Genomic DNA, 21,953 nt, shown 5'->3' on the forward strand with positions numbered 1-21,953 from the left:
TGATTACATCGAAATGTTTTATAACAGTAAGCGTCGGCATGGTTCGAGTGATCAGATGCCACCGACGGAATATGAAAAACAATATTATCAACGGCTCGGAAGTGTCTAGATTATCCGTGGCGATTCACTTGATGTTTTTGTTTTTCATATCTTCTTCAGCTATCAGTGTATTAGTTACCCTTTCGGTGCTGGCTTGATGAAAAACAGGCTAACCGTCACATCCCACTCAATAATGCCTGTCACCTTGTCAACGATATCGCTTCAGGCTTTGCTTTTCTCATCGCTATAACAGTGCCTGAAGATATTAGCTGTAGCCGGGCATCAACAGCTTTAGCCGGAACACATAAGCTAAACCGGGTGTTAATCAGGGCAGAAGACGAGCAACTATTCAGGGGCAAACCGGGATAATGATTAAAGACTCACAGCAAAAACCGTATTCGGTTGCAACTTTTTCAATGGCCTCGCTGATTTACTTTGTAAATCAGCCACTCAGGAACTGATGCTAATTTCAGCAACCAGCCGCTGAACGCTGGATCGCCCCGAGCAGATACTTTATAATCCCCGCTCCGCTGGCCCCTTAGCTCAGTGGTTAGAGCAGGCGGGCTCATTTTTGAGTGGCGATGAAATGGCGGTGGTTTTTCACGTACTTTTACTTTTAAAGGGCGATCTCTCATGAAAAAACCTTTATTAGCTCTGTTACTAATCACATCTCAGAGCGCATTCGCGGACAAAATACCCAACTCCATCGACAATCTGATAGCTGGTTATGATACCAGGACTCATGAACTGGAAGATGGTGAGCTGACAGTCAGATACAACAAGCAAGCACTAATGATAGACGCTGCAAAATCCTTGTTCAGTGCGATATGTGATGACTACTTTATGAACAAGTGGAATCCAGAGACAATCAAAAAAATCACTCTATGGAATGTCACGTCTGATCAGGGTTACAAAATAAATGGCGGTGGGATTGAGTGTAAAAAAACTGGTTCCATGGACTTCAAGCAAGCTGAAGAATACAAAACCAGTTTAATCGAAAAAATGTAAACCTAATCAGTGATTTTAAAAGTTCATATGGCCCTGCCCTCCCGTTGATGGGTGTGGTGGGGCATGATCAATTAGGTTGGGAGTAGTAATGTATCTCACAACGGTTTCATGAGTAACAAAAGTAGCACCACAGTTAATATTTTGGCACTGACAATAACGCTCTTTTGTCTGGTCCGATACCCTAAAGCTGCTTCTTGTATGCGCTGCGTGTCCACATTTAGGGCAATTCATCATAGTCAGAACCTCATTTGACGTTTCTTTAATTCACTTTAGTGAATTTACTACTATTCGAGTTCTAAATCATCAATTTTAACCTCAAGCTCCAGGCTGGTAGTAAAGCCATTATCCGGGCTGACCGTATGCGTCAACGTTGTAATGGTCCATTCGGCATCGTCGATAGGCTGCTTAAAGCCGCTCATCTTTACTGGCATTTCGGTGTAGAGATCTGCCCGGCCCTCTGCGAGCTGCAGGGAGAATGACGCAACACCACGCTGCAGACGCTCCCATTGCATTTTTGCCGCACGCTCAGCATTGCTGCGATTTGCGTAAGTGCGGTTAAGAACCAGCATGTTTTCATCCATTCCCACCAGATAATCACCCTGTTTTGCTTCCGGCTCTTTTGGCGCGGAGGTTTTCTTCCGACGGCGCTTAACCTTGGTTGTTTCTTTTTTCTTGGGTTCGCGGGTATGCAGCCAACTGGCAATTACGCCGGTATAAGCACCACGATCAGCCAGGGTAAAACGATGACCGTCACCAGCCTTACGCTCAATGGTGATTACCGGCAGCGGCTTGCCGCTCGCCGTTTTTCCCTGCCCCTGCCGGATAAACAACAGGTTTCCATCCTTAACGGAAGCAATCGCCCCATACTGGCGCGCCAGCTTCATCAGGAAACTGGCATCGCTTTCATTGGTCTGGTCCATGTGATCCAGCGCCTTGTCCGTCAGGTCTTTACCCAGCGCCATTTTGAGGTTATGCCGTGCTGCAATTTCCTTTACCACATCGCCAACGGTTGTCTGGTGCCATGACTTTTCGCGCCGGGTATTGAGGGTTTCACGGAAATCAGCGCTACGGGCACGGATAGTCAGACGATCAGGAGCACCGCTGTGCTCAATCTCATCGACAGTAAACGCCCCTTTCGGGAAAAGCGGCTGGCCTTTCCACCCCAGCGCCAGCTGAATAACAGCACCACGTCGCGGCAGAACGATCTGCCCGTCGGCGTCGTCCAGCTCCAGATCAAGCTGGTCAGCCTCAAAACCCCGGTTATCGGTCAGCGTCAGACTCATCAGGCGCGCATCCAGCGCGGTGGTCACGTCCTTACCTTCAATAGTGATACTGAAAGCCGGGCTTTTACTGTTCAGGTCAAAAAGATCAGAGCTAAAATTCACTGCAGCAACCCTCCAACAGTATTTTTAATATTACCTATCGCAGACGTTGCAGAGTCCTGCAGGTTACTGAGCTGATCGCTGAGACTGCCGAACATATCAGACAGCGACTCATCAACCCTTTTCAGGGTCAGCGTAAACTCAATACGGCGAGGCATTCCACTTTCAAAAAACTCTGTTTTTGTCTGACTCAGGCTCTCGATTACAAACATGCCGTAAATGGTCCCGCTTCCCTCAATCAGGGGCCATGCTTTGCCCAGCTCTGCCATTTGCTCCAGCGCGAGCAATGACAGCCTGCCCCCGGTGACTTCCGGCAGCAGTACGCCAGATAACGTCAGCGAGTCATTATCCGGGCCAATGAACTGCGTTGATGGTCGTCGGTTCACCCGACTGTTGGCGGCGTGTCGCCAGCTTCGCTGATACTGCAGCTCCTGATATGGCACTGTACGCAGCATAAAGACATATAACCCCAGCACCATCATCATGATTCATATCCCCCTTGATCACTGAAATTACTGCGTGCTTTAGCCCTGGTCTTGCGCTCGCGTTCGTCAAGCTGTCGGGCAACTTCACGGGCAATATCTTGTGCACTCTGCCCTGGCTGAGCATAGATAGTGATCGGCGCGTGAGTTTCAAAGTGCATCACTGGCGGCGCGCTGGCAGATTTCGCAGGCTGGCTTTGTTTATATGCCACAGTAGGCAGACTGTAAGGATGTAGTGGAGCAGCCTCTGCAGGCGCTGCCGCTACGCCCATGACACCTGCAACGACGGAAGCCAGCGCGGCAGTGCGCCGCCTGCTGGTCACATTTGCGGGGCCGTTCACAATTTCAGGGCCGTTCTCTCCAACAATACCGAACTGACCGCGCGGAATAATCCCACCACTGTCATACATCCCGGCAAACGGAACGGCAGCAGCCGCTGCTCCACCAACCACCTGCACCTGTGCTTTGTCTTGTGTTTTATTATTTCCGGTCATCCAGTCAGGCAGATAATCGGTGACTGAGGAAAGCTTGCTTTTTAGTGTCTCCCATTTGGCATTAATTCCATTAAGAATACTGTCAATAATGGCGCTGCCCATGTCCTGAAACTTCGCAGGAAGCGCGGCAACATCAGCCAGGATCGAATTCCATTTATCACTAATAGATTGCCTGATATTAGCCCACGCCTCAGAAACGCCAGATTTTATTGCATCCCAATTTTTAGCTATTAATCCCGGCAAGGTATAATTAAAGAACAGTGATTTAATCCCCTCCCATGCGGCGCTGGCCTTTTCTTTAATCCAATCCCATGCCGTACCTGTGGCATTACATACGGCATCCCACATGGCCTTGAACTTTGGCCCAAGCGTGTCCCAATTCTGCCAGATATAAATAGCACCAGCGGCGATCAGCCCAATGACAGCCAGTATAGGATTTGCAAACATCAATCGGCCCAGCCATATAACTGACTTGCCAACAGAACTGATTGCTTTCCCAATAAGACCAAATGCAGATGAAAATTTTAGCCCCATCACCCCTGCGCTCATTCGCACTACTGCCATCGGCCCTAACACGGATGCCAGCGCCAGTGAAACAACCCCAGCGGCGGTGGCAACAATGGCAAAGCCAGCTGCCAGCTTAAACAGCGCAGAGGTCAATTGTGGGTGTCGTTTAACAAAACCATCCAGACGCGAAGCCAGTTCACCCAACCAGTCAGCCAGCTTCTTTAATGCAGGGGCAACTGTTTCACCGATACTAGCCATAGCATTGGTAAAGGAACCTGTAGCGGCTTCCCATTTATTACCAAGAGTATTCAAGGAGGCATCAACACGCTCGCGCAGAGAAGCCTGATTTTGTAGCTTTGAAGCCGTTTCACGATACCCTGAGATGCCTTTGGTAATCATAATATTTAGCACCTGCAGCGTTTCCGCATCATCCCCAAAAATACCTTTTAACGTAGCTAACCTTTTCTCAGTATTAAGCTTTTGGAGTTGAGCTAATTGCGTGTACATTTTCTCCAGCCCGCCAAACTCCCCCTTTCCATCAGTAAAATCGAACCTAACGCCAGTGCCTTTTAGTTCATCATTAGCATCCTTCACTTTTTCCGTATTCATGACTGACTGAAATACTTTTCGGTAGGCATTACCAGCTGACTCTCCAGCCATACCAGCCTGATCAGCCATAACTAATAGAGGAGCAAATGTCTTAGCCGCGTCCAATCCCTTTTTATGAATAATATCCATAGCGCTGCTGATTTTTGAGAACCCCTGCAGCATATTTCCTGAATCTACCCCCGCGTAGAATCCTTTCTGGATCACGTCCATCAGATTCATCATGTCTTTTTCGGAGGTCTGAGTAGCATCTTGTAACTTAGCCGCAAACTCAGCTGCTGCAGTGGGAGCCATCTGTAACTGCACGCCAAGATAAGCTGCTGACTCTCCCAAGCCGCCCAGGATGACCTGCGCCGACATACCCTGACGGCGTAGCATAGTCATCATGTTCTGAAAGTCGGCTGTTGTTCCCGGCAGCTTATCGCCCAAAGCAACTGCAAGCCGGTTAATTTTTTCAAATTCAGGCGCTACCTTTCCGCCCGGTCCCATCATTGAACCGGCGAGCTGATTCGCTGCATTTTCTGATTCTGAATAGGCTTTTACTGGAGCCAACAACGTCATGCCAGTAGTTACCCCAGCCGCCATCGCCCCTGCACCATTACCTGCCAGAGAGTTCCTTAACTCGCGGGTCTTTTCAGCCTTAGCTTTAATGGCGTTGAGCTTTCGCTGACGCTCGCCAACTTCACGCAGCCTGCGCTCCTGCTCAGCCAACTGTCGGTTATACCGCTCAGTTTCTCGTGCAATCCGTGTCGTCTCACGCGCTCCGCCCCCAGCAGATAACCCCAGCCGATAAAGCTCAGCCCTGGCTGCCGCCATCTGGCGAGTTTCCTGTTGCTGTTTTTGTTCAAGACGTGAAACAGCACGCCACTGAGCGTCAAGCGCCTGCGTTTGTTTTTTTGTCGGGGATTCCAAAGATGACATTTCGCGCGTCATCATTTGAGCGCGTAGCCTCGCCTGATCCAGTTCGGCACCAGTACGGCTAACACTTTGAGTTATCTGATCGAAAGATTTAAGCTGACCTCCAGCATCACTCAGCTTTTTAATCTGATCGCGGGTTTGTCGAATAGCTGATGCCAGCTCCTTAGAGCCAGCCTGTGCATTTTTAAATGGGCGGGTTAACTTATCCACCGCCCCCAGAACTACCTGCAGTCGCAGGTTATTATCACTCATCGCTGGCCCCGCTTCGCTGAATTGCCTTATGCCGCCACTCCAGCACATCAGTCAGCGGCATAACGTCAGTGATGGACGGCGACCAGTGAAAGATGGTGGCAATGTCTGCCACCAGATCATCAACCGTCAGGTTGTCGGCAAATCGGCAAGCACCGACTTCGGCAACAAAAAAGTAACCACCTCTACAGCCATTGCTGTCAGATCGGCGGGGTCCAGCTCTGCCATTTCCTGCGCGGTCAGCATCGGGGTGGAGATTCGCGGGATCACGGTCATCATCGCACCCACGTCCATATCCATAATGGCTTGCAGACGGGTGCCACGCAGTGCGCCGGACTGCGGCTTACGCAGCACAATTTCGGTAATTTCAGCTTTACCGCGCATGATGGGGGTATCCAGTTTTACGGTCTTTTCAGTCAGCTTATCGCTCATGTTCGTTTCCTGTTAATGAAATACTGGCGCGGCTGCCCGCGCCGTTAAGGTTAATCAGAGGCCGAGGGCATTACGGTGTTCTTCCATCAGGTCCACGCCGTCAACGATTTCAACCATGTTGACCAGATCGACCTCATAGAGCACCTCACCGTTAATGGTCAGCTTCGCGTAGCTGTTGGTGCTGCTGACCTTGGTGGTGCTGCTCTCGCCGGTTTTCCACTCGCCGGAATCCACTTCTTTATGACGCCCGCGCACAACCAGCTCTACGGCCTGCACTTCGCCGGTATCGTCACGCTGAATGGAGCCGGTGAAACGCAGCTGAATGCCGTCAACAGTGGCCTTGCCCATCTGCTTGAATAGCAACAGTTCGGTGCCGCCGATTGAAAATTCCGTATCCAGCGCGCCATCGTCCAGCCCCATATCTACATCCACCGCGCCAGCCATACCGCCGCCGCGATACTTCTCAAACTTGCGGGTGAATTTCGGCAGGGTCAGCGACTCAACGATCCCCTGCCAGTTGTTCCCGTCGTTAAACAGGTTCAGATGTTTTAACTTGCGTGGTAAAGCCATGGTGTCCCCTTACGCGCTGACCTGGCTGGAGAAGTCCAGCAGGTACTGATCGGTGATGCGCTGGCGCAGCATCAGGTTTTCAAGCGGCGGCACCGGCGTGTAGTCGTAGTCGATAGTGAGCTTCCCGGCTTTCAGGGATTCCTTGTCGTTCACCGATTCATCCAGCCAGCAGTCAGCGCCGATGATGTAGCCCTGGGTTTTCAGGCTGCGCAGCTTGGCGCGGATACCTTCGATAATGTCACGGGCCAGCGAAGGGTTGAGCACGCCATCCACCGCCCACATGTGCGCTTCTGCGATGGTGTCAGCCAGCACCTGCGCCGTGCGGGTGTAGTTCTCAAAGGCAAACAGCGGATCGTCACTGAGGCAACGGGAACCCCAGAAGCGGAAGCCGTCTTTGCGGATAAGCGTGGTGACGTCGTTCTGGTTCAGCAGCCCCGCATCGGTTGCCGGGTCCTGCAGATCCCAGAACACATCAGCGGAAATGCCAGTGACGCCGTTCACGCCGACGTTGGACAGGGTTTTGTGCCAGCCAGTCTGCTCGTCAATTTTGGCGCGCAGGCCGAGCGCACGGGCGGAGGCGTAAGCCGTCGCATCTGCATTCAGCACTGTGTCAAAGTTGATGAAGTCAGGCCAGATCAGCATCCCCTCGCGCTGGCTGAAATTAGCGCGGTAGGCAATGGCTTCCGCCACCGTTTTACAGCCGTAGGCGGACAGGTAGGCAAACCCGCGCAGACTCTGCGCCACGCTCAGTAGCTCAGTGGCAACCGCCTGCGTGTCGTGTCCCGGCACGCCGAGAATACGAGGCTTGACGCCCAGCTGCGACTGCGCTGAAAGCAGCGCTTTCATGCCCGTTTTTTTACCGTCAGCAGCCACACCGCCGATAATGTTGGAGGTGGTTTCCGCTTCGGTTTCGCCCTGCGCCACGCGCACAACGACGGTCACAGGTTTAGCCTGGTCTGCAATCGCATCCAGCGAACGGGCCAGCGTGCCGGACTCACCCGCCTTACCGCTGGCGGTCAGCACATCGGTCAGCAGGACCGGCTTATTGAGGGGAAACATGGACGCATCAGCATCATCGCCGGTGCAGACCATGCCCACGATGGCGGTGCTCACCGTGGTAATGGATCGGGTGCCCTCGTTGACTTCAACAACGCGCACCCCGTGGTGGTAATCCTGAGCCATAAGGCAGTCTCTCCGGTTTACAGTGGGTGTGCCTATGTTCTGGTTGATATGCACTCGGCGCACGCACCGGGCTATGTATGGTGAATGGCACAATGGAATGGGTAAAAAAATCCCCGCAGATGCGGGGACGGGATTAATCTTTGGGTGGTTCAGGCCAGCTAATATCCGGGGCCAGCGATGTATCCACGCGCGTCAGCAATACGCGGTATTTTCGCCATGTATCATAGCGGCTCTTTTCTTCGTTTGTTGCCATATCCAGATCAACAGCATCCTGCAGCGGCTCTATTTTCTCAGCGGCACTTTTGATAAGCGCTGCTTTTGTTGCTATAGCTTCGGCAATTTCTGCCGCTGCTTTCGCCACCTCATCTGTTACCCAGCGCTCACCGTTCCACTTATCATATGGTGTCGATGGCGGGTAGATAGTTGTATCAGCAGGATAATCGCCCGGCACGGTAATTTGCTGCTCCGACCCGGTTCTGATATTCCAGACGGTTTCGCCGCGATGATCCGCCAGATATTCCCATCCGGTCAGCTGACTGTTCCGGCAGACGACATAACCTTTTTTTGCTGCCAGTGGCTTGTCCGTACAGGCATTTGCCGGAATGCTGACGCCCACCGGAATAAATTCCGTTGTTTGTGACAAATAAACCCGTGTAAGACCGTCATAATTGAATACATCAATTTCCCCCGCGATGACAGCGAAGCCATTTTCTATTACTGCGCTTTGCATTATGCTGCCCTCACGATAAAGTTAAATGCAACGTTTCGCGGCCTGTTTTCGTTGGCTGTAGGCACTACACGAGAAGCATCAAAAAAGAAATCATCGTTATAATTTGCTTTGTTAACCGAGGCTGGCGAATTAGCATCACGTGAACCTGAGTCATAAAAAGCACCACCAAACCCATCAAATAAAACACCACTTGCACCACTAACGAATCCTGTAATATTCCTGATTGCATCCCCCTGAGTCGTAAGCAAAATACGCCCACTATCAGCACCACGCCCGTCATCCCAGCCACGGATAAACTCGCCGCGCAAATCAGGAAGTTTTAACGCCGGATACGCCAGTGCCAGCTTAGGATACTGCGCCGCCGTAAATGCGGCCCCATTGCACTTCAGCCAGCCAGCGGGCGCTGCTGCAAGAGGCCACGGAACAGGAACACCAACCGGCAGGGCAGAGCCAGCGCCCAGACCAAGATTATTCAGAAACGCGGAAATATCGGCAATATCTGCGCCGTTAGCTGATTTATCCATTTTTCCGGCAAGCGCATTGGTCATGGTGGTGGCAAAGTTCGGATCGTTGCCTAACGCTTTAGCCAGTTCGTTCAGCGTATCCAGCGCCCCCGGCGAGGAATCAACAAGCGCGGCAATTGCCGCCTGCACAAAGGCCGTATTGGCAAGCTGCGTGGAATTATTTCCTGTCGCCGCCGTCGGCGCTTTTGGCGTGCCAGTGAATGTCGGGCTGGCTTTCGGCGCATACTGCGTATGGGGATCGGTAGCTGCGACATGCTTTGCCATCAGGTCATCCACATACACCTTCAACTCCAGCACCTTGTCATCCACATACTTGCGGGTTGCCAACACCACTGCCGGGTCAATTTTCAGGGTAATATTGTCGGTGCTGCTGGTAATCAGCACCATGCGCACAGTCTGCGTGCGCCCGCTCCCCTCTGCCAGCTGCGGCTTGTAGCTCTCCGGGCAGTTGCCCACGGCAATCAGCGCGCCGTTTTCATCAAACAAACCGACCTCACGAATCCACCAACCGCCCTCGGTTTCAGGGATCACCTGCTCAGCAATAATCTGGCTGCTGTTCTGCGGATCGATATACAGCATATTGAGGTCAGCACGGCGCTTTTCGGCTACCAACTTTGTCTGTTGTGCGTTTGGCGTGGGCAGCACGCCGCCACCGTCGCCCACCGCCATCTGGGTAATTTTCAACGGGACACCGAGCGCGGCGGCGCTTGCCAGTTTCGCCGCGCCGATCTCCGTCAGCAGGGTATAAAATTTTGCGCTCATGGATTCACTCTCATTATGTCAATAACATGGACCGCCCCGCCCTCGTAAGCGGTGCCGCCGGAAATAATGGTTTCGTTGATATACGGGTAGATCGTGATTTCTTCGCCGGTATAGGTAGCCGCGCCTACAAAATACGGCCCACTGGTCTGCAGGTTAATGGACATGCCGATCAGATGGCGGCTGCAGGGTTTGGCGTCACCGATCAGGCGCTCCAGTTCCAGATAGGTTTCTTCCGTGATGCCCTGGTCCTGCACGCCAATGTCCAGGCGAAACGTCCCCGGCTTCTCGCCGGTCTGCCACCACTCAATGATGCGGATCAGAAAACCAAACGGCTCCACCACGCGCCGCACGGCGCTGGTTGTCCCCTTGTGCTGATGGATATAGAAAGCATCCTGCACCACGCGCCGCACGGCGCTGGTTGTCCCCTTGTGCTGATGGATATAGAAAGCATCCTGCACCACGCGGCGCTTGACGCTCTCCGTCCAGCTTTCGTCCCAGCGGTCAACGGAAAATGCCCACGCCAGATACGGCAGAAAGCTGACCGGACACGTTGCCGGGTTCCACAAATCGCGCAGCGGCACCTGCAGATCGGAAATGCCGCTGCAGGTCTGCGCCAGTCGGCGTTCAAGCGGCGATGAACCGGGCGGCAGCAGGCTATTCATCCGTGCCCCCGTTGGTTACGCTCCATTCCGTACAGGATGCCGCCTGCGTCTTATCCAGCACCACATCATCCAGCGGGGAGGCCAGCTCCACACGCTGGACGCCCTCTACATGCAACGCGGCATAAATCGCGCTGCGACGGATATCACGGCCCAGTCGCGTCTGACTGGCAATGTACTTCTGCAGGCTGGCTTTTGCCGCAGCCATCACTGGCTCAGCTTCCGGCCCCGGATAAAGAAAAATAGTTGCATCCACGCTGTACGGGATTATTTCGGCGCTGCGCACCGTCAGGCGGTCTGCCACCGGGCGCACGTTCTCACTGTTAAGCGCCTGCTCCACCACCGCCAGCAGATCAGCCTCTGCCGTACCGTCACCTTCACGACTCAGTACGGTAAGCACCACCTCCGCAGGTGCCGGGCTGGTTGCGCTGGCATCTGCCACGCGCCCGTCCGCGCTTCTGGCGTGAAACTCATAGGCCGCCGTCGGCCCCGCAACGGACAAACCCTCAAACGCAGCCGGAACACGCAGGCGCAGCGCATCATCGCTTTCCATGACGGCAGCAACCGGCGGCACCGCGTCGTTGTCGGCAGGCGTTACCGTCAGGCGTTTTACGTTGTAGTTGGCTGCCAACTGATCGAGATCGCCGCCGATGGCATATGCCACCATGACCGCCTGCGCGGCCTCGTTAATTCGCTGGCGCAAAAGGATTTCACGGTAGGTGCTTTCCTGCAGCTGTTTGGTGACGGGTTCAGATTCCAGCGCTAATGTTCGCATAACAGCCTCCTGTTCATTTGCCGGGTAAAGGGCCACAAAGGCGGCCTTGCGCTCAGCCAGCAGCGACTCAAAATCCGGCACGTCCACTATCTGCGGCGCGGGCAGTTGGGAAAGGTCAATCACTGCCATTGTCTGCTCCTGTTGATACCGAAAGGGAAACCGGCGCGCCGTTATTGCGCTGCCCGGTAAGCTCAACCACCATGGAGCCGTCAAAATTGCTGCTGATGGTGATGGAATCCAGCGTAAGCCGTGGCTCCCAGCGACTCAGCGCCACATAGACCGCAGACATGACCTGCAGGCGTAGCGCCGGGTTCTGCGGCTGGTCAATCAGGGCGGATAGCAGGGAACCATATTCCCGACGGGCGATCCGGCTGCCCTGGGGAGTCAGCAGAATATCCCGCACTGACTGGCGCAGATGGTCCATATCAGTAATGGCCTTGCCGTTGCCCTGGCTCATGCCGATATACAGCGTCATACCGGGCCTCCTGACGTATCGCCGCCTGACTTCACGCCGGTGTGACCGTGTTTATCCACCACGATCCCGTTGGAACTCATCGCGCCGCCGCCCTGAGTGACGCCGCCATTGATCACCACCTCGCTGTTAATGCGCGTGGTATCAGCCTCCACCACAAACTCACCGGTTTTAAGGGTGATATTGTCCGCCGCCTCGATCACCATGGATTTGATACCCCTGACATGCCACCGCCCGGTGGCGGGTTCATACTCAAACCAGCCTCCGTCCGGGTACTCCGTCACGCAACCGTCCACGGTATCCGACGGCGGCGCAAACTGATTGGAGTAGATGGCAGGCAACGCAAAAGCAGTTTCCAGATTGCCGCCCATGCTCAGCACCACCACCTGCTCATCCGGCGACGGGCACCACCATGTACGGGCACCACCGGCACGCAGCGTCAGCCAGTTAATCCAGTTGGTTTCAAGCTCGCCCACTCTCACCCGGCACAGCCAGTTTTCCCGGTCCACTTCGGTCACGATACCGGTGCGGATCAGGTTGGTGATAAGGCGCATTATTTCGGTCAGTTGTGCATTCATAACGAAAGGTTGCCATCAGAGGGAAAAGGGAGGCAGCGCGGGCGCTTGTGCCAGCGGTGGCACAAAGATCACCCCGCAAGCCAGCGCAGCAGGGTGTCACGGGTGATAGTTTCCACCTCATCATTCACACCCAGCAGGCGACGCTCTGCGTAGCGGACCTCCGGGCCTTTTCGGCTGACGCGATCCCGCAGGCCGTAATGGTGAACACGGGCAATGCGCTGCACCTTGCCATCAAACTGTACGCTGGCAGAGTCCGCACTGGCGGCGGTTTTCAGGTATTTTGTGGTGCGAAGCTTTGCAAACATCTGGCGTTTGATGCGTCCTTTCTTGCTGCGGGCTGTCACCCGGCGCGGCTCATAGCCACTGCCGTCAGGATTACGCTGCAGCCTGATGTTCTGCTGCTGCGCCCGGCGCAGCTGTTGCGCCAGTTGCCGCATCATACGGCTGCGTGCAGCAGGCTCCAGATTTGCCAGCAGCGCCGCCAGCCAGTCATCCACCCTCTGCAGCTCATCCACGTTTCACCGTCCACATTTCTTCGGGTTCATCCGGCTCCGGCACGGCTTCAACGCTCGACACGCTGCCGTCAGTGCTGACCAGCACGCGCTCCGTCAGCTGCAGGTTCAGGCTGATATCGCATACATCGTTGCGCAGAATATCCACTTCAAAGGTGAACAGTTTTTCGCGCAGATCCGGGTTATTGATGGCGTCCGGCTGGCTGGTACTGAGCCACAGCAGGACTGGAGCCATCAGCAGATTCTGGTCGCCGCTGAAATCCTCGATCACCACGTTCAGGGTGTAGCGGTATTCCCATGACATGGAGCTGGCTCCTGTTGCCACCAGTGAGCCGTTATCAACGAAAAGGTGCAGTTTGTCTGGGTTGTCCCGGACATAGGCAACTGCTTTATTCAGGGCGCTGCGTAAGGACTGCGGTTTGTTCACTGTCTCGCTCCTGACACGCAATAATCGTGTCCACTTTGTCAGCACAGACCGCCCAGGCGGCCTCGGTTTCATCCAGCACCGCATTCAGATCGCCGTTACTGCGCGGCGCTGACCTTTCTAGGCGGCACTGCGTCACTCTGGGACAGCCACTCACGGTAAGCTGCACCTCCGGCGAGGGCCGGACGCTCCCGCAGCCGGATAATGTCAGCAGGCAAAGGAGTGTCAGCCCAGCGGCGCAAATCCTCGTTTTCACGTTTCAGTTCCTCGATCCGGCGCTGACGGCTTCGCAGCAGTGCGGTGGTCTGTTCCGCTGTCGCATAAAGCCGCGTCTGCTCCCGGCTGTTGGTTTCGGTCAGAATGGACAGGCCGATCAGCTGGCTGTTTTTCTTCGTCAGTTCCTGCGTTTTGCTTTTCAGCGCCGCGCCCTGCGTTTCGATGGTGTGGCTGGCATTATTTAACCGCCACGACTGCCAGCCCAGCGCCGCAAGTGCCAGCGCCAGCACTACCGCCAGCGCACGCATCAGGCCGCCATCGGCTCATGAAGCTGCGCGCGGGCAATCTGATACAAAACCAGCGTCAGCAGGTAAAACACCAGGGTGATCACCCATCCCGAAAACGCCAGGCACAGAACAATAAGCACCCTGATTACCCATGTGCGCACGGGTTTTACGGGGTGCGCCCTGAATTTCAGCAATGCCGCCCTGACCTCATCGCGTGCCCGATCTCCGGCGAACCACCCGACAGCGCACAGCGCAGCAAGCAGCCAGGCGAGGAAGCATGACACCCAGACAGACGCACCAACCAGAACTGGCGCACCGCTGCGCGGATACAGCAGACTGATAACCAACAGCGCAGCCCATGCCAGCTGGAAAAAAACGCTCATGACTTTCTTTTTCATTCCGTTATGCTCCTTTTAAGCACCAGGCCATTTCCCGCGCGCGGCGGTTGTCCAGCCCCTGATTAAACACACCTTTGACATACACCCAGCGCGGCAGCTGATGGCAGGCATCTGCCCAGCGCCGCTGGTTCAGCAACTTAACCAGCGTGGATCTGCAGGCGTTGCCAGTGCCCACGTTGAAAGCAAACGACACCACCGCGTCATAGACCTTTTGCGGCATCGGCTGCACCACACATTTATCCAGCGCCCTCTCTACGCGCAGCACATTGGTGATAAGTCCCTGCGCCGCCTGCCGTTCCGTGATGGTTTTTCCCGGCACCACACCGGACGTATTGCCGATCCCGTCAGTCCACACGCCCGCGCTGCACTGATAAGGCTGCAGGCGGCATCCCTCGTAGTCGGCTATCAGTTTCAGCCCCTCAACGGAGGTATGAAGCGACTGGAAACCGGGCAGCGTGGCGGCGATAGCCAGCACCGCCCCAACAAGGCAGCGCTTAACGATTGAAGGATTCATATTCCCCCCGCGAAATTTTGCCGCCACGTAACAATTTGAAAGACTGGTGTTTGTAGTACCAGTTGATAGCCAGCATCAGCACACCAATCAGTACGCCGCCAACCGTTGACGCATCCTTGAGCGACAGATCGCCCAGCCATGCCAGCAGCACGGCGATGCAGTAAGTGATAAAGGCGCTGATTCGTTCAAGCGTCATAATTCAGTCCCATAGCTGGACGGTCTGCGCCGTGGTTGACGCCGTAATGTCCGGCAGCTCCACCTGCAGCCCGTGCGGTAAAAATGGGCCGTACTCAGCCAGCCCCGGATTTGCCTGCAGAACCTGCTCAGTGACACCCTGCGTACGCCCGTAATGACGCCAGCAAAGCGCGTCCACCGTGTCATACTGATGCGCACGCACTTTCATCAGATAAGCTCCACCGTACAGTGCGGTGCATCCTGCACCCGGCTGATAGCCCATCGGGCATCACGCCACAGATCGCCGCTGGCCTCCGCCAGTTCCTCCCCTCGCTTCACACCTGACGCCGTGGCGTCATAGTCCTGATAACGCTCATTGAGCACAGCGCGCGCCCAGCAAAAAACAGCGTTGTGGTAGTGCTGGATACGCTCGCTTTTGCCGTCCAGCATTTCTGCGGGAACCTCAGCAAGTGTCCGCCAGCCCAGCATCTGCTGACGGTTGCGGAAGTCGTACAGCTCAGCGTTAACCTCAGAGATCGCCGTCAGCACGACCTGCTTTAAACGCGGCGGCGTCACCGTGCCATCAGTGCGCATCACACTGCGAAATTCCGACAGGTCCACATCAGGCCAGAACGGCGTATTTTTGATGACCTCCGCCTGTTCCGGTGCCTGTTCGGGCGCAACAAACTTCATGCGGCTTTCTCCTGAATAAGTGGGCGGTGGACGGGGTTTTGATGTGGCAGTGCCTTTCGCCACCCCGTGCCGCCCGTGCGCGGGGCACGTTCTTTAGCGGCTGTCATTGCGCAGTCTGCGCTCCAGCTGCTGCTTTTCTTTTTTCACGCCACAGCGGGGATCGAGCTGCAGCGCATGGGTAAGGTGATTCAGGGCTGATGCCGGGTTGCTTTCGCTCAGTACAGCGCCGATGGCTTTATGCAGACGCGCCCGCGACTGGTCCGGCATATCCAGATCGGTTGTCAGGTCCAGCGTCTGCAAAAGCAGATCGGCATCAAAACCTGCTGCGGCTAGCAGAGCGCTTTGCGCTGCGTCTGCCATTTCTTCTGCCAGCACGGTCTGCACGTTACGGTTGCCCAGCGGCATCACCCAGCCATGGCGCAGCGCATGACGCCCGATTTCCAGCGCACCGCCATAATCACCGGCATCGATACGCCACAGCATCACGTACATCAGCACGTCATCCTGCTGCGCACCTCCGGCAGCCAGCACGCCCTCCGCCCAGGCGGAATATTTCGGCAGCAGCTCCACCTTTATTTCCGCCTTTTTCACCGTGGACTGGACGCCCTTGAGGCGGCGGCGGTCTTCTGCCAGCTGCAGCAGCATCAGGTCATAGCCCGACGCATGGCGAACACTGCCGCCCTCACGGGCGGCCTGTTCGGCCTGAATGCGCAGGCGGTGCTGCCGTGCGGGACTCAGGCTCATGCGTTATTCCCCACCTTCCGGTGCGGCAGGCGCGCTGAAATCACCGATTTCGATGTTTTCAACCAGCGCCGCGCAGCGGTAGTCCTCGACCACATACGCCTCGTTGACGGATTCAAAGTTTTCAATCCGGTCACGTTTCGGGTTGTCGATAACAGAACGGCGGCGGGTATCTTCCTGCCAGTAGATGGACAGGTTATCCAGACGGGTGATCAGCAGGGCATTTGCCGGGAAGTAAGGCGCACGCACGGCCTGCAGGCCGCCCATACGTTTCTGGCTGATGATCAGATCGGCTGCGATTTTCTCGCTGTTGTCCTGCTCTTTGTTGACCAGCGGGAAATACTTGTCAGACAGCAGTTCACGTCCGCAGACAACAACCAGATCGTCATCGTCCTGATAAACCGCGTCGATCAGTTCGTTGACGGCATCCATCACCACGGCGTCCAGGTTGGCATAGTCGCCCCCCTTACCTACCTTGACCGCACCTGCAGTCGTTGCGCCGTCTTTCGTGGTGCTGCCCATGACGTGATCCGGCGCGTCTTCGCGGATTTTCTGCAGCCAGCCTTTATTGACGTCCTGCAGCAGCGGGTTTTCAGCACGATTGGACGTTTTGGCGCGCTTCACGCCGTTAAAGCCGATCATGATACGGTCCAGCGCCTGACGTTTGACGATGGCATTGCGGATACGCACCTGGAAGTCCTGGAATTTCGCCCATAGGTCCAGTTTTGCGTAGGTCAGCACCGTATCAAAGTTGGTCTGCTCGCATTTGTATTCCACGTCTTCCATCAGCGTCGGATCGGTAGGCTCGCGCTCTTTGGTGGTGGTATCAGTGGTTCCGGCAATGGTGCTGCCAACGCCCAGCCCCAGCAACTGACCGGACTGCTCAGTGACCGGCGTGATGTTAATCAGCGTCAGGAAAGCGGCGGACTGCTGGATCTGGTCTTCCAGCGTCTGCTGCACGGACGGCTCTACGGTGAACTTACTGGAGAGTTCTTCAATCTCCACACCGTTCAGGCGCGCCAGCTGCTGCAGGTAAGCGTTAAAGGCAAAACGGGTTTTCTTTTTCATCGGGTTTTATGCTCCATCAGCAATTGGTCAGGGTGCCTGCCGGTGCGTCACCACCCGGCGCGCGCTGGCGGTAGTCTTTACGGCTGTCTTCGCTGCTCAGCTTTTGCTCAAGCTCGGCAAAGGCGGCCTGCTGCTCCTGCAGGGAGGACTCCAGCTCAGAAAGGCGCTTGTCCTGTTCGGTCAGGGATTTATCCGTGCGCTCGCTCAGGTTCTGCTGCTCGGTGGCAACCAGTTCCACGGCTTTATGCACGTCGGAGAAACGCGCCTCATCGGTCTGCTCTTTTTTGGTGAACAGCGCGGTGACGCGGGCAAAGAGGGACGGCTTTTCGTCCTGGGCTTCTTCCAGTTCAATCAGCGTTTCAACCGCTTCCGAAAACAGGTTTTCAGGGTTCTGCTTGCGGTTCGCCAGCGGGTTATGCGCGGCGCTGGCGCTGAATGCCAGCATTTCGGTGCCAAGGCTCGCCGGATCGTCCGTCGCACCCAGCCCCACAAGGTAGGCTTTGCCGGTGTCAGCAAACTTCGTGCTGACCTCCATGGAGGTGAAAAGCTTCTGGCCCTTTTTCACCAGTTCCACCAGGGCGTCCGTGGGTTCGATATCGGCATAAAGCGCCATCTTGCCCGCCAGCGGCCCGTCCTTGATTTCTTCTGCAACCAGCCCCGTCACCCTGCCGTAGCGGTTAAAGGTGCTGTCCGGCAGATAAGACTTGATGTGCTCAAGGTTAATCAGCGCGGTATAGACCGTCGGGTTGTAGCTGGCAGCCATCTGTACCAGCCATTCACGCTGGATCTCGCGTCCGTCAGTGGTGGCACCTTCCACCCCGATACGGAAACGCTTTGCTTTCACTGTCATGAGCCGTGCTCCGTTAGAAAAAAACTTACTGGAGCCTTATGTTTGCGGTGATGGGGGGAGTGAAACAACGCGCGGCACTTGTACGGTAAACCACACAAACCGCAGCCGGGGAAAGCAGCCTGTCAAGGCCGTATGTTTGTGCCATGAACACCACACTGACCCCCGCAGACCTCGATCCCCGTCGGCAGGCCATGCTGCTGTACTTTCAGGGATACCGCGTAGCCCGCATTGCTGAAATGCTGGGCGAGAAAGTTGCAACCGTTCACAGCTGGAAGAAGCGCGACAAATGGGGCGACTATGGGCCGCTGGATCAGATGCAGCTCACCACCGCCGCACGTTACTGCCAGCTCATCATGAAGGAGCAGAAAGAAGGGAAAGACTTCAAGGAAATTGACCTGCTGGCGCGCCAGTCAGAGCGCCACGCCCGGATCGGTAAATTTAACGATGGCGGCAACGAAGCAGACTTAAACCCGAACGTTGCCAACCGTAACAAAGGGCCACGCCGCCAGCCCGAAAAGAATGTTTTCACTGATGAACAGACCGAAAAACTGGAAGAAATTTTCCGCAACGGCATGTTTGAATATCAGCGCCACTGGTGGCAGGCGGGCGTAAAACACCGCATTCGCAACCTGCTTAAATCACGCCAGATCGGGGCAACATACTTTTTTGCCCGTGAGGCGCTGATTGACGCCATCACTACAGGGCGTAACCAGATTTTCCTCTCAGCCAGTAAGGCGCAGGCGCACGTCTTTAAGCAGTACATCATCGACTTTGCAAAAGAGGTGGATGTTGAGCTGAAAGGCGACCCGATGACGCTCAGCAACGGCGCGTGCCTGTACTTCCTCGGCACCAACGCCCGCACGGCGCAGAGCTACCACGGCAACCTGTACCTTGATGAATATTTCTGGATACCGAAATTCCAGGAGCTGCGCAAGGTTGCCTCCGGCATGGCCATTCACAAGAAATGGCGACAAACCTACTTCTCCACGCCGTCCAGCCTGACCCACAGCGCCTATCCGTTCTGGTCCGGCGCCCTGTTTAACCGGGGCCGTGCCAAAGCGGACAAGGTGGATATTGACCTGACCCACAACAACCTTGCGCCCGGCCTGCTCTGCCCTGACGGGCAGTACCGCCAGATCGTCACCGTGGAGGATGCGGTGCGCGGCGGCTGTAACCTGTTCGACCTGGACCAGCTGCGCATGGAGTACAGCCCGGACGAATACCAGAACCTGCTGATGTGCGAATTTATTGACGATCTGGCGTCAGTGTTCCCGCTCAGCGAGCTGCAGGCGTGCATGGTGGACAGCTGGGAAGTGTGGGCAGATTTTCAGGCACTGGCGCTGCGCCCGTTTGGCTGGCGCGAAGTCTGGATCGGATACGACCCGGCGAAAGGCACGCAGAACGGTGACAGCGCCGGGTGCGTGGTGGTGGCACCTCCAACCGTACCGGGCGGCAAGTTCCGCATTCTTGAGCGGCACCAGTGGCGCGGGATGGACTTCCGCGCACAGGCTGACGCTATCCAAAAGCTGACGCAGCAGTACAACGTGACCTATATCGGCATCGACTCGACCGGCGTCGGTCACGGTGTCTACGAGAACGTGAAAGCGTTCTTTCCTGCCGTGCGGGAGTTTGTCTACAACCCCAACGTCAAAAACGCACTGGTGCTCAAGGCATACGACATTATCAGCCACCGCCGTCTGGAGTTTGACGCGGGACACACCGACATTGCGCAATCCTTTATGGCTATCCGCCGGGCCACCACTGCCAGCGGCAACCGCCCTACCTACGAAGCCAGCCGCAGCGAAGAAGCCAGCCACGCGGATTTGGCCTGGGCAACGATGCACGCACTGTTTAACGAACCGCTGCAGGGCGAAGCCGCCAATACCAGCAACATTGTGGAGATTTTCTGATGCACTCAACCCCAACTAACCTCATGACCACCGCCAGCCTGCCTGTAGATCGCCCTTTCTTTGCTTACCAGCATGAATGGAATAGCGGCGCACGCAGCAGAAACCGTGTGCTTACAAAAATGCGTCAGGCTGGCGCAGATTTCTTTTTCGCCTACGAAGCCCTGAACGATGCACTGCATACCGGACGCAACCAGATTTTTCTGGGCTGCACCCCGGCATCCGCCCTGACAGTCAAAACCTATATGTCAGCCTTTATAAATCAGGCCGCAGCCTGGACACACCTTGGAAAAATAAAATCAGGCAAAACGCATCTGGAACTACCAAACGGTGCGGTCATTTATTTTATCGGGCCGGAAAGTCTCGCCGCCGCGCTCCACGGAAACGTCTACGTGTCAGAGTATGCCTGGGCTGATTCCCCCAAAAATATGATTGCGCTCGCCAAAAGCCTGTCCATGCACGCGCGCTATCACGCTACCTACTACACCACCCCAAGCCCCAGCCCGGAAGCATGGCAGGAATACAAGAAGCTGATTGCCCGCAACAGCACTACCTGCATGACCTTTACTGCTGATGACGCTGCAGCATCCGGGGCATCGCTCGCAACCGGAGCCGCGCTTTTTGATGATGAATGGCTGAATGACATGAAAAAAGAATTATCAGCAGAGGACTGGAAAATGCTGTTTATGTGCGAATGGCCCCAGGCTGACAAGGAGCAGGCGGCATGAGCAAACGTAAAAACAAGAATAACCGCGCAGCGGTAGATCACAACGCACAATCAGGCGACGCTGCGGCGGAGGCGTTCAGCTTTGGCGACCCGGTGCCGGTGTTAGACCGACGCGAATTGCTGGACTACGTGGAATGCGTGCAGATGGACCGCTGGTATGAACCGCCGGTGAGCTTTGACGGACTGGCGCGGACCTATCGCGCCGCCGTGCATCACAGCTCACCGATTGCCGTTAAGCGTGACATTCTCAGCAGTACCTACATCCCGCACCGCCTGCTCAGCCAGCAGGCTTTTGCCCGTTTCGTTCAGGACTATCTGGTGTTCGGTAACGCCTATCTGGAAAAACGCACCAACCGGCTCGGCGGCGTTCTCTCACTTGAGCCAGCGCTGGCGAAGTACACACGGCGAGGCGTGGACCTCGACACCTACTGGTTTGTGCAGTATGGCCTGACTACACAGCCCTATAAATTTACGCAGGGCAACATCTTTCATCTGCTGGAGCCGGATATTAACCAGGAGATTTACGGGCTGCCCGGCTATCTCTCCGCCATCCCGTCAACCCTGCTCAACGAGTCCGCAACGCTGTTCCGCCGGAAGTATTACATCAACGGCAGCCATGCGGGTTTCATCATGTACATGACCGACGCAGCACAGAATCAGGAGGACGTGAACAATATCCGCCAGGCAATGAAAAGCGCCAAAGGGCCGGGCAACTTCCGTAACCTGTTTATGTACTCACCCAACGGTAAAAAGGACGGCATCCAGATCATCCCGTTATCGGAGGTTGCGGCGAAAGATGAGTTTCTGAACATCAAGAACGTGAGCCGCGATGACATGATGGCAGCGCACCGCGTACCGCCGCAGATGATGGGCATTATTCCCAACAATACCGGCGGCTTTGGTGATGTGGAAAAGGCCAGCCGCGTCTTTGTCCGCAACGAGCTGATGCCGCTGCAGAAGCGACTGCAGGAGCTTAACGACTGGCTGGGCGAAGAAGTGATCCGCTTTGAGCCGTACACGCTGGGACTGACAGAAGACAAGCGCAACGACTGACCCACCGCACCACGACAACA

At 55.6% G+C, this 21,953-nt stretch carries 30 protein-coding genes; 4 read left to right on the plus strand and 26 right to left on the minus strand.

Features of this window, described 5'->3' with window-relative positions:
- The first annotated feature begins 672 nt into the window (after positions 1-672).
- Positions 673-1,047, plus strand: a complete 375-nt coding sequence (locus tag QRY16_RS18555) for a hypothetical protein (RefSeq protein ID WP_289777641.1) — start codon at positions 673-675, stop codon at positions 1,045-1,047.
- A 15-nt stretch (positions 1,048-1,062) separates the two neighbouring features.
- Here QRY16_RS18555 and QRY16_RS18560 read toward each other — a convergent pair whose 3' ends face one another.
- The 26 genes from QRY16_RS18560 to QRY16_RS18685 form a co-directional block, all read right to left on the minus strand.
- Positions 1,063-1,281 (minus strand): ogr/Delta-like zinc finger family protein, encoded by a 219-nt coding sequence (locus QRY16_RS18560; protein WP_053216766.1) that lies wholly within the window; start codon positions 1,279-1,281, stop codon positions 1,063-1,065.
- A gap of 50 nt (positions 1,282-1,331) precedes the next feature.
- Positions 1,332-2,432 carry a phage late control D family protein gene (locus tag QRY16_RS18565; RefSeq protein WP_289777642.1) on the minus strand — a complete coding sequence of 367 codons (1,101 nt, stop codon included), beginning with the start codon at positions 2,430-2,432 and terminating at the stop codon, positions 1,332-1,334.
- Positions 2,429-2,914 (minus strand): phage tail protein, encoded by a 486-nt coding sequence (locus QRY16_RS18570; RefSeq protein ID WP_025711954.1) that lies wholly within the window; start codon positions 2,912-2,914, stop codon positions 2,429-2,431. Before QRY16_RS18570 ends, QRY16_RS18565 begins: the two co-directional genes overlap by 4 nt.
- A complete protein-coding gene (locus QRY16_RS18575; RefSeq protein WP_289777643.1) occupies positions 2,911-5,688 on the minus strand; it encodes a phage tail tape measure protein in 2,778 nt (925 codons plus the stop codon). Before QRY16_RS18575 ends, QRY16_RS18570 begins: the two co-directional genes overlap by 4 nt.
- Positions 5,681-5,800 (minus strand): GpE family phage tail protein, encoded by a 120-nt coding sequence (locus QRY16_RS18580; protein WP_000763315.1) that lies wholly within the window; start codon positions 5,798-5,800, stop codon positions 5,681-5,683. The genes QRY16_RS18575 and QRY16_RS18580 overlap by 8 nt, the downstream gene beginning before the upstream one ends.
- A 14-nt stretch (positions 5,801-5,814) precedes the next feature.
- Complete coding sequence (locus QRY16_RS18585; protein WP_289777644.1) at positions 5,815-6,117, minus strand: phage tail assembly protein; 303 nt, start codon at positions 6,115-6,117, stop codon at positions 5,815-5,817.
- A gap of 54 nt (positions 6,118-6,171) precedes the next feature.
- A complete protein-coding gene (locus QRY16_RS18590; RefSeq protein ID WP_289777645.1) occupies positions 6,172-6,687 on the minus strand; it encodes a phage major tail tube protein in 516 nt (171 codons plus the stop codon).
- A 9-nt stretch (positions 6,688-6,696) separates the two neighbouring features.
- Positions 6,697-7,869 carry a phage tail sheath protein gene (locus QRY16_RS18595; RefSeq protein ID WP_289777660.1) on the minus strand — a complete coding sequence of 391 codons (1,173 nt, stop codon included), beginning with the start codon at positions 7,867-7,869 and terminating at the stop codon, positions 6,697-6,699.
- Positions 7,870-8,002: 133 nt separating this feature from the next.
- Positions 8,003-8,599: a tail fiber assembly protein gene (locus QRY16_RS18600; protein WP_289777646.1), complete on the minus strand. Its 597-nt coding sequence runs from the start codon at positions 8,597-8,599 to the stop codon at positions 8,003-8,005.
- Positions 8,599-9,885: a phage tail protein gene (locus QRY16_RS18605; protein ID WP_289777647.1), complete on the minus strand. Its 1,287-nt coding sequence runs from the start codon at positions 9,883-9,885 to the stop codon at positions 8,599-8,601. Before QRY16_RS18605 ends, QRY16_RS18600 begins: the two co-directional genes overlap by 1 nt.
- Positions 9,882-10,547 (minus strand): phage tail protein I, encoded by a 666-nt coding sequence (locus QRY16_RS18610; RefSeq protein ID WP_289777648.1) that lies wholly within the window; start codon positions 10,545-10,547, stop codon positions 9,882-9,884. The genes QRY16_RS18605 and QRY16_RS18610 overlap by 4 nt, the downstream gene beginning before the upstream one ends.
- Positions 10,540-11,448: a baseplate assembly protein gene (locus QRY16_RS18615; protein WP_289777649.1), complete on the minus strand. Its 909-nt coding sequence runs from the start codon at positions 11,446-11,448 to the stop codon at positions 10,540-10,542. The genes QRY16_RS18610 and QRY16_RS18615 overlap by 8 nt, the downstream gene beginning before the upstream one ends.
- Positions 11,435-11,794, minus strand: a complete 360-nt coding sequence (locus QRY16_RS18620; protein ID WP_289777650.1) for a GPW/gp25 family protein — start codon at positions 11,792-11,794, stop codon at positions 11,435-11,437. Before QRY16_RS18620 ends, QRY16_RS18615 begins: the two co-directional genes overlap by 14 nt.
- Entirely contained in the window at positions 11,791-12,369 is a 579-nt protein-coding gene (locus QRY16_RS18625; RefSeq protein WP_289777651.1) for a phage baseplate assembly protein V, read from the minus strand. Before QRY16_RS18625 ends, QRY16_RS18620 begins: the two co-directional genes overlap by 4 nt.
- A 68-nt stretch (positions 12,370-12,437) precedes the next feature.
- A complete protein-coding gene (locus QRY16_RS18630) occupies positions 12,438-12,884 on the minus strand; it encodes a phage virion morphogenesis protein (protein ID WP_289777652.1) in 447 nt (148 codons plus the stop codon).
- Positions 12,877-13,308: a phage tail protein gene (locus QRY16_RS18635; RefSeq protein WP_058111945.1), complete on the minus strand. Its 432-nt coding sequence runs from the start codon at positions 13,306-13,308 to the stop codon at positions 12,877-12,879. Before QRY16_RS18635 ends, QRY16_RS18630 begins: the two co-directional genes overlap by 8 nt.
- On the minus strand, positions 13,271-13,519 hold the full coding sequence (gene lysC, locus QRY16_RS18640; protein WP_223151184.1) for an Rz1-like lysis system protein LysC: 249 nt from the start codon (positions 13,517-13,519) through the stop codon (positions 13,271-13,273). Before lysC ends, QRY16_RS18635 begins: the two co-directional genes overlap by 38 nt.
- Positions 13,404-13,832 carry an Rz-like lysis system protein LysB gene (gene lysB, locus QRY16_RS18645; RefSeq protein WP_289777661.1) on the minus strand — a complete coding sequence of 143 codons (429 nt, stop codon included), beginning with the start codon at positions 13,830-13,832 and terminating at the stop codon, positions 13,404-13,406. Before lysB ends, lysC begins: the two co-directional genes overlap by 116 nt.
- Positions 13,829-14,206, minus strand: coding sequence for a DNZ54_00345 family protein (locus tag QRY16_RS18650; protein ID WP_289777653.1), 378 nt, complete (start codon positions 14,204-14,206; stop codon positions 13,829-13,831). Before QRY16_RS18650 ends, lysB begins: the two co-directional genes overlap by 4 nt.
- A 4-nt stretch (positions 14,207-14,210) precedes the next feature.
- Entirely contained in the window at positions 14,211-14,720 is a 510-nt protein-coding gene (locus tag QRY16_RS18655; RefSeq protein ID WP_248129253.1) for a lysozyme, read from the minus strand.
- Positions 14,701-14,916, minus strand: a complete 216-nt coding sequence (locus QRY16_RS18660) for an HP1 family phage holin (protein WP_000171565.1) — start codon at positions 14,914-14,916, stop codon at positions 14,701-14,703. Before QRY16_RS18660 ends, QRY16_RS18655 begins: the two co-directional genes overlap by 20 nt.
- A 3-nt stretch (positions 14,917-14,919) precedes the next feature.
- The gene (locus QRY16_RS18665) at positions 14,920-15,123 is read right to left on the minus strand and encodes a tail protein X (protein ID WP_000868184.1); all 204 of its coding nucleotides are present in this window, start codon (positions 15,121-15,123) and stop codon (positions 14,920-14,922) included.
- Positions 15,123-15,587, minus strand: a complete 465-nt coding sequence (locus QRY16_RS18670; RefSeq protein ID WP_289777654.1) for a head completion/stabilization protein — start codon at positions 15,585-15,587, stop codon at positions 15,123-15,125. The genes QRY16_RS18665 and QRY16_RS18670 overlap by 1 nt, the downstream gene beginning before the upstream one ends.
- A 93-nt stretch (positions 15,588-15,680) precedes the next feature.
- Entirely contained in the window at positions 15,681-16,331 is a 651-nt protein-coding gene (gpM, locus tag QRY16_RS18675; RefSeq protein ID WP_289777655.1) for a phage terminase small subunit, read from the minus strand.
- Positions 16,332-16,334: 3 nt separating this feature from the next.
- The gene (locus tag QRY16_RS18680) at positions 16,335-17,396 is read right to left on the minus strand and encodes a phage major capsid protein, P2 family (protein ID WP_013098795.1); all 1,062 of its coding nucleotides are present in this window, start codon (positions 17,394-17,396) and stop codon (positions 16,335-16,337) included.
- Positions 17,397-17,412: 16 nt separating this feature from the next.
- On the minus strand, positions 17,413-18,246 hold the full coding sequence (locus tag QRY16_RS18685; protein WP_024552864.1) for a GPO family capsid scaffolding protein: 834 nt from the start codon (positions 18,244-18,246) through the stop codon (positions 17,413-17,415).
- Positions 18,247-18,389: 143 nt separating this feature from the next.
- On the opposite strand from QRY16_RS18685, the gene QRY16_RS18690 reads away from it, so the two are divergent.
- Genes QRY16_RS18690 through QRY16_RS18700 form a run of 3 tightly spaced genes read left to right on the plus strand, consistent with a single transcriptional unit; the run spans position 18,390 to position 21,933 of the window.
- The gene (locus QRY16_RS18690; protein WP_289777656.1) at positions 18,390-20,156 is read left to right on the plus strand and encodes a terminase ATPase subunit family protein; all 1,767 of its coding nucleotides are present in this window, start codon (positions 18,390-18,392) and stop codon (positions 20,154-20,156) included.
- Positions 20,156-20,881, plus strand: a complete 726-nt coding sequence (locus QRY16_RS18695) for a terminase large subunit domain-containing protein (protein ID WP_289777657.1) — start codon at positions 20,156-20,158, stop codon at positions 20,879-20,881. Before QRY16_RS18690 ends, QRY16_RS18695 begins: the two co-directional genes overlap by 1 nt.
- Complete coding sequence (locus QRY16_RS18700; protein ID WP_289777658.1) at positions 20,878-21,933, plus strand: phage portal protein; 1,056 nt, start codon at positions 20,878-20,880, stop codon at positions 21,931-21,933. Before QRY16_RS18695 ends, QRY16_RS18700 begins: the two co-directional genes overlap by 4 nt.
- Positions 21,934-21,953: the final 20 nt, after the last annotated feature.

The organism is Mixta mediterraneensis, assembly GCF_030283135.1.
Classification (GTDB): domain Bacteria; phylum Pseudomonadota; class Gammaproteobacteria; order Enterobacterales; family Enterobacteriaceae; genus Pantoea; species Pantoea mediterraneensis.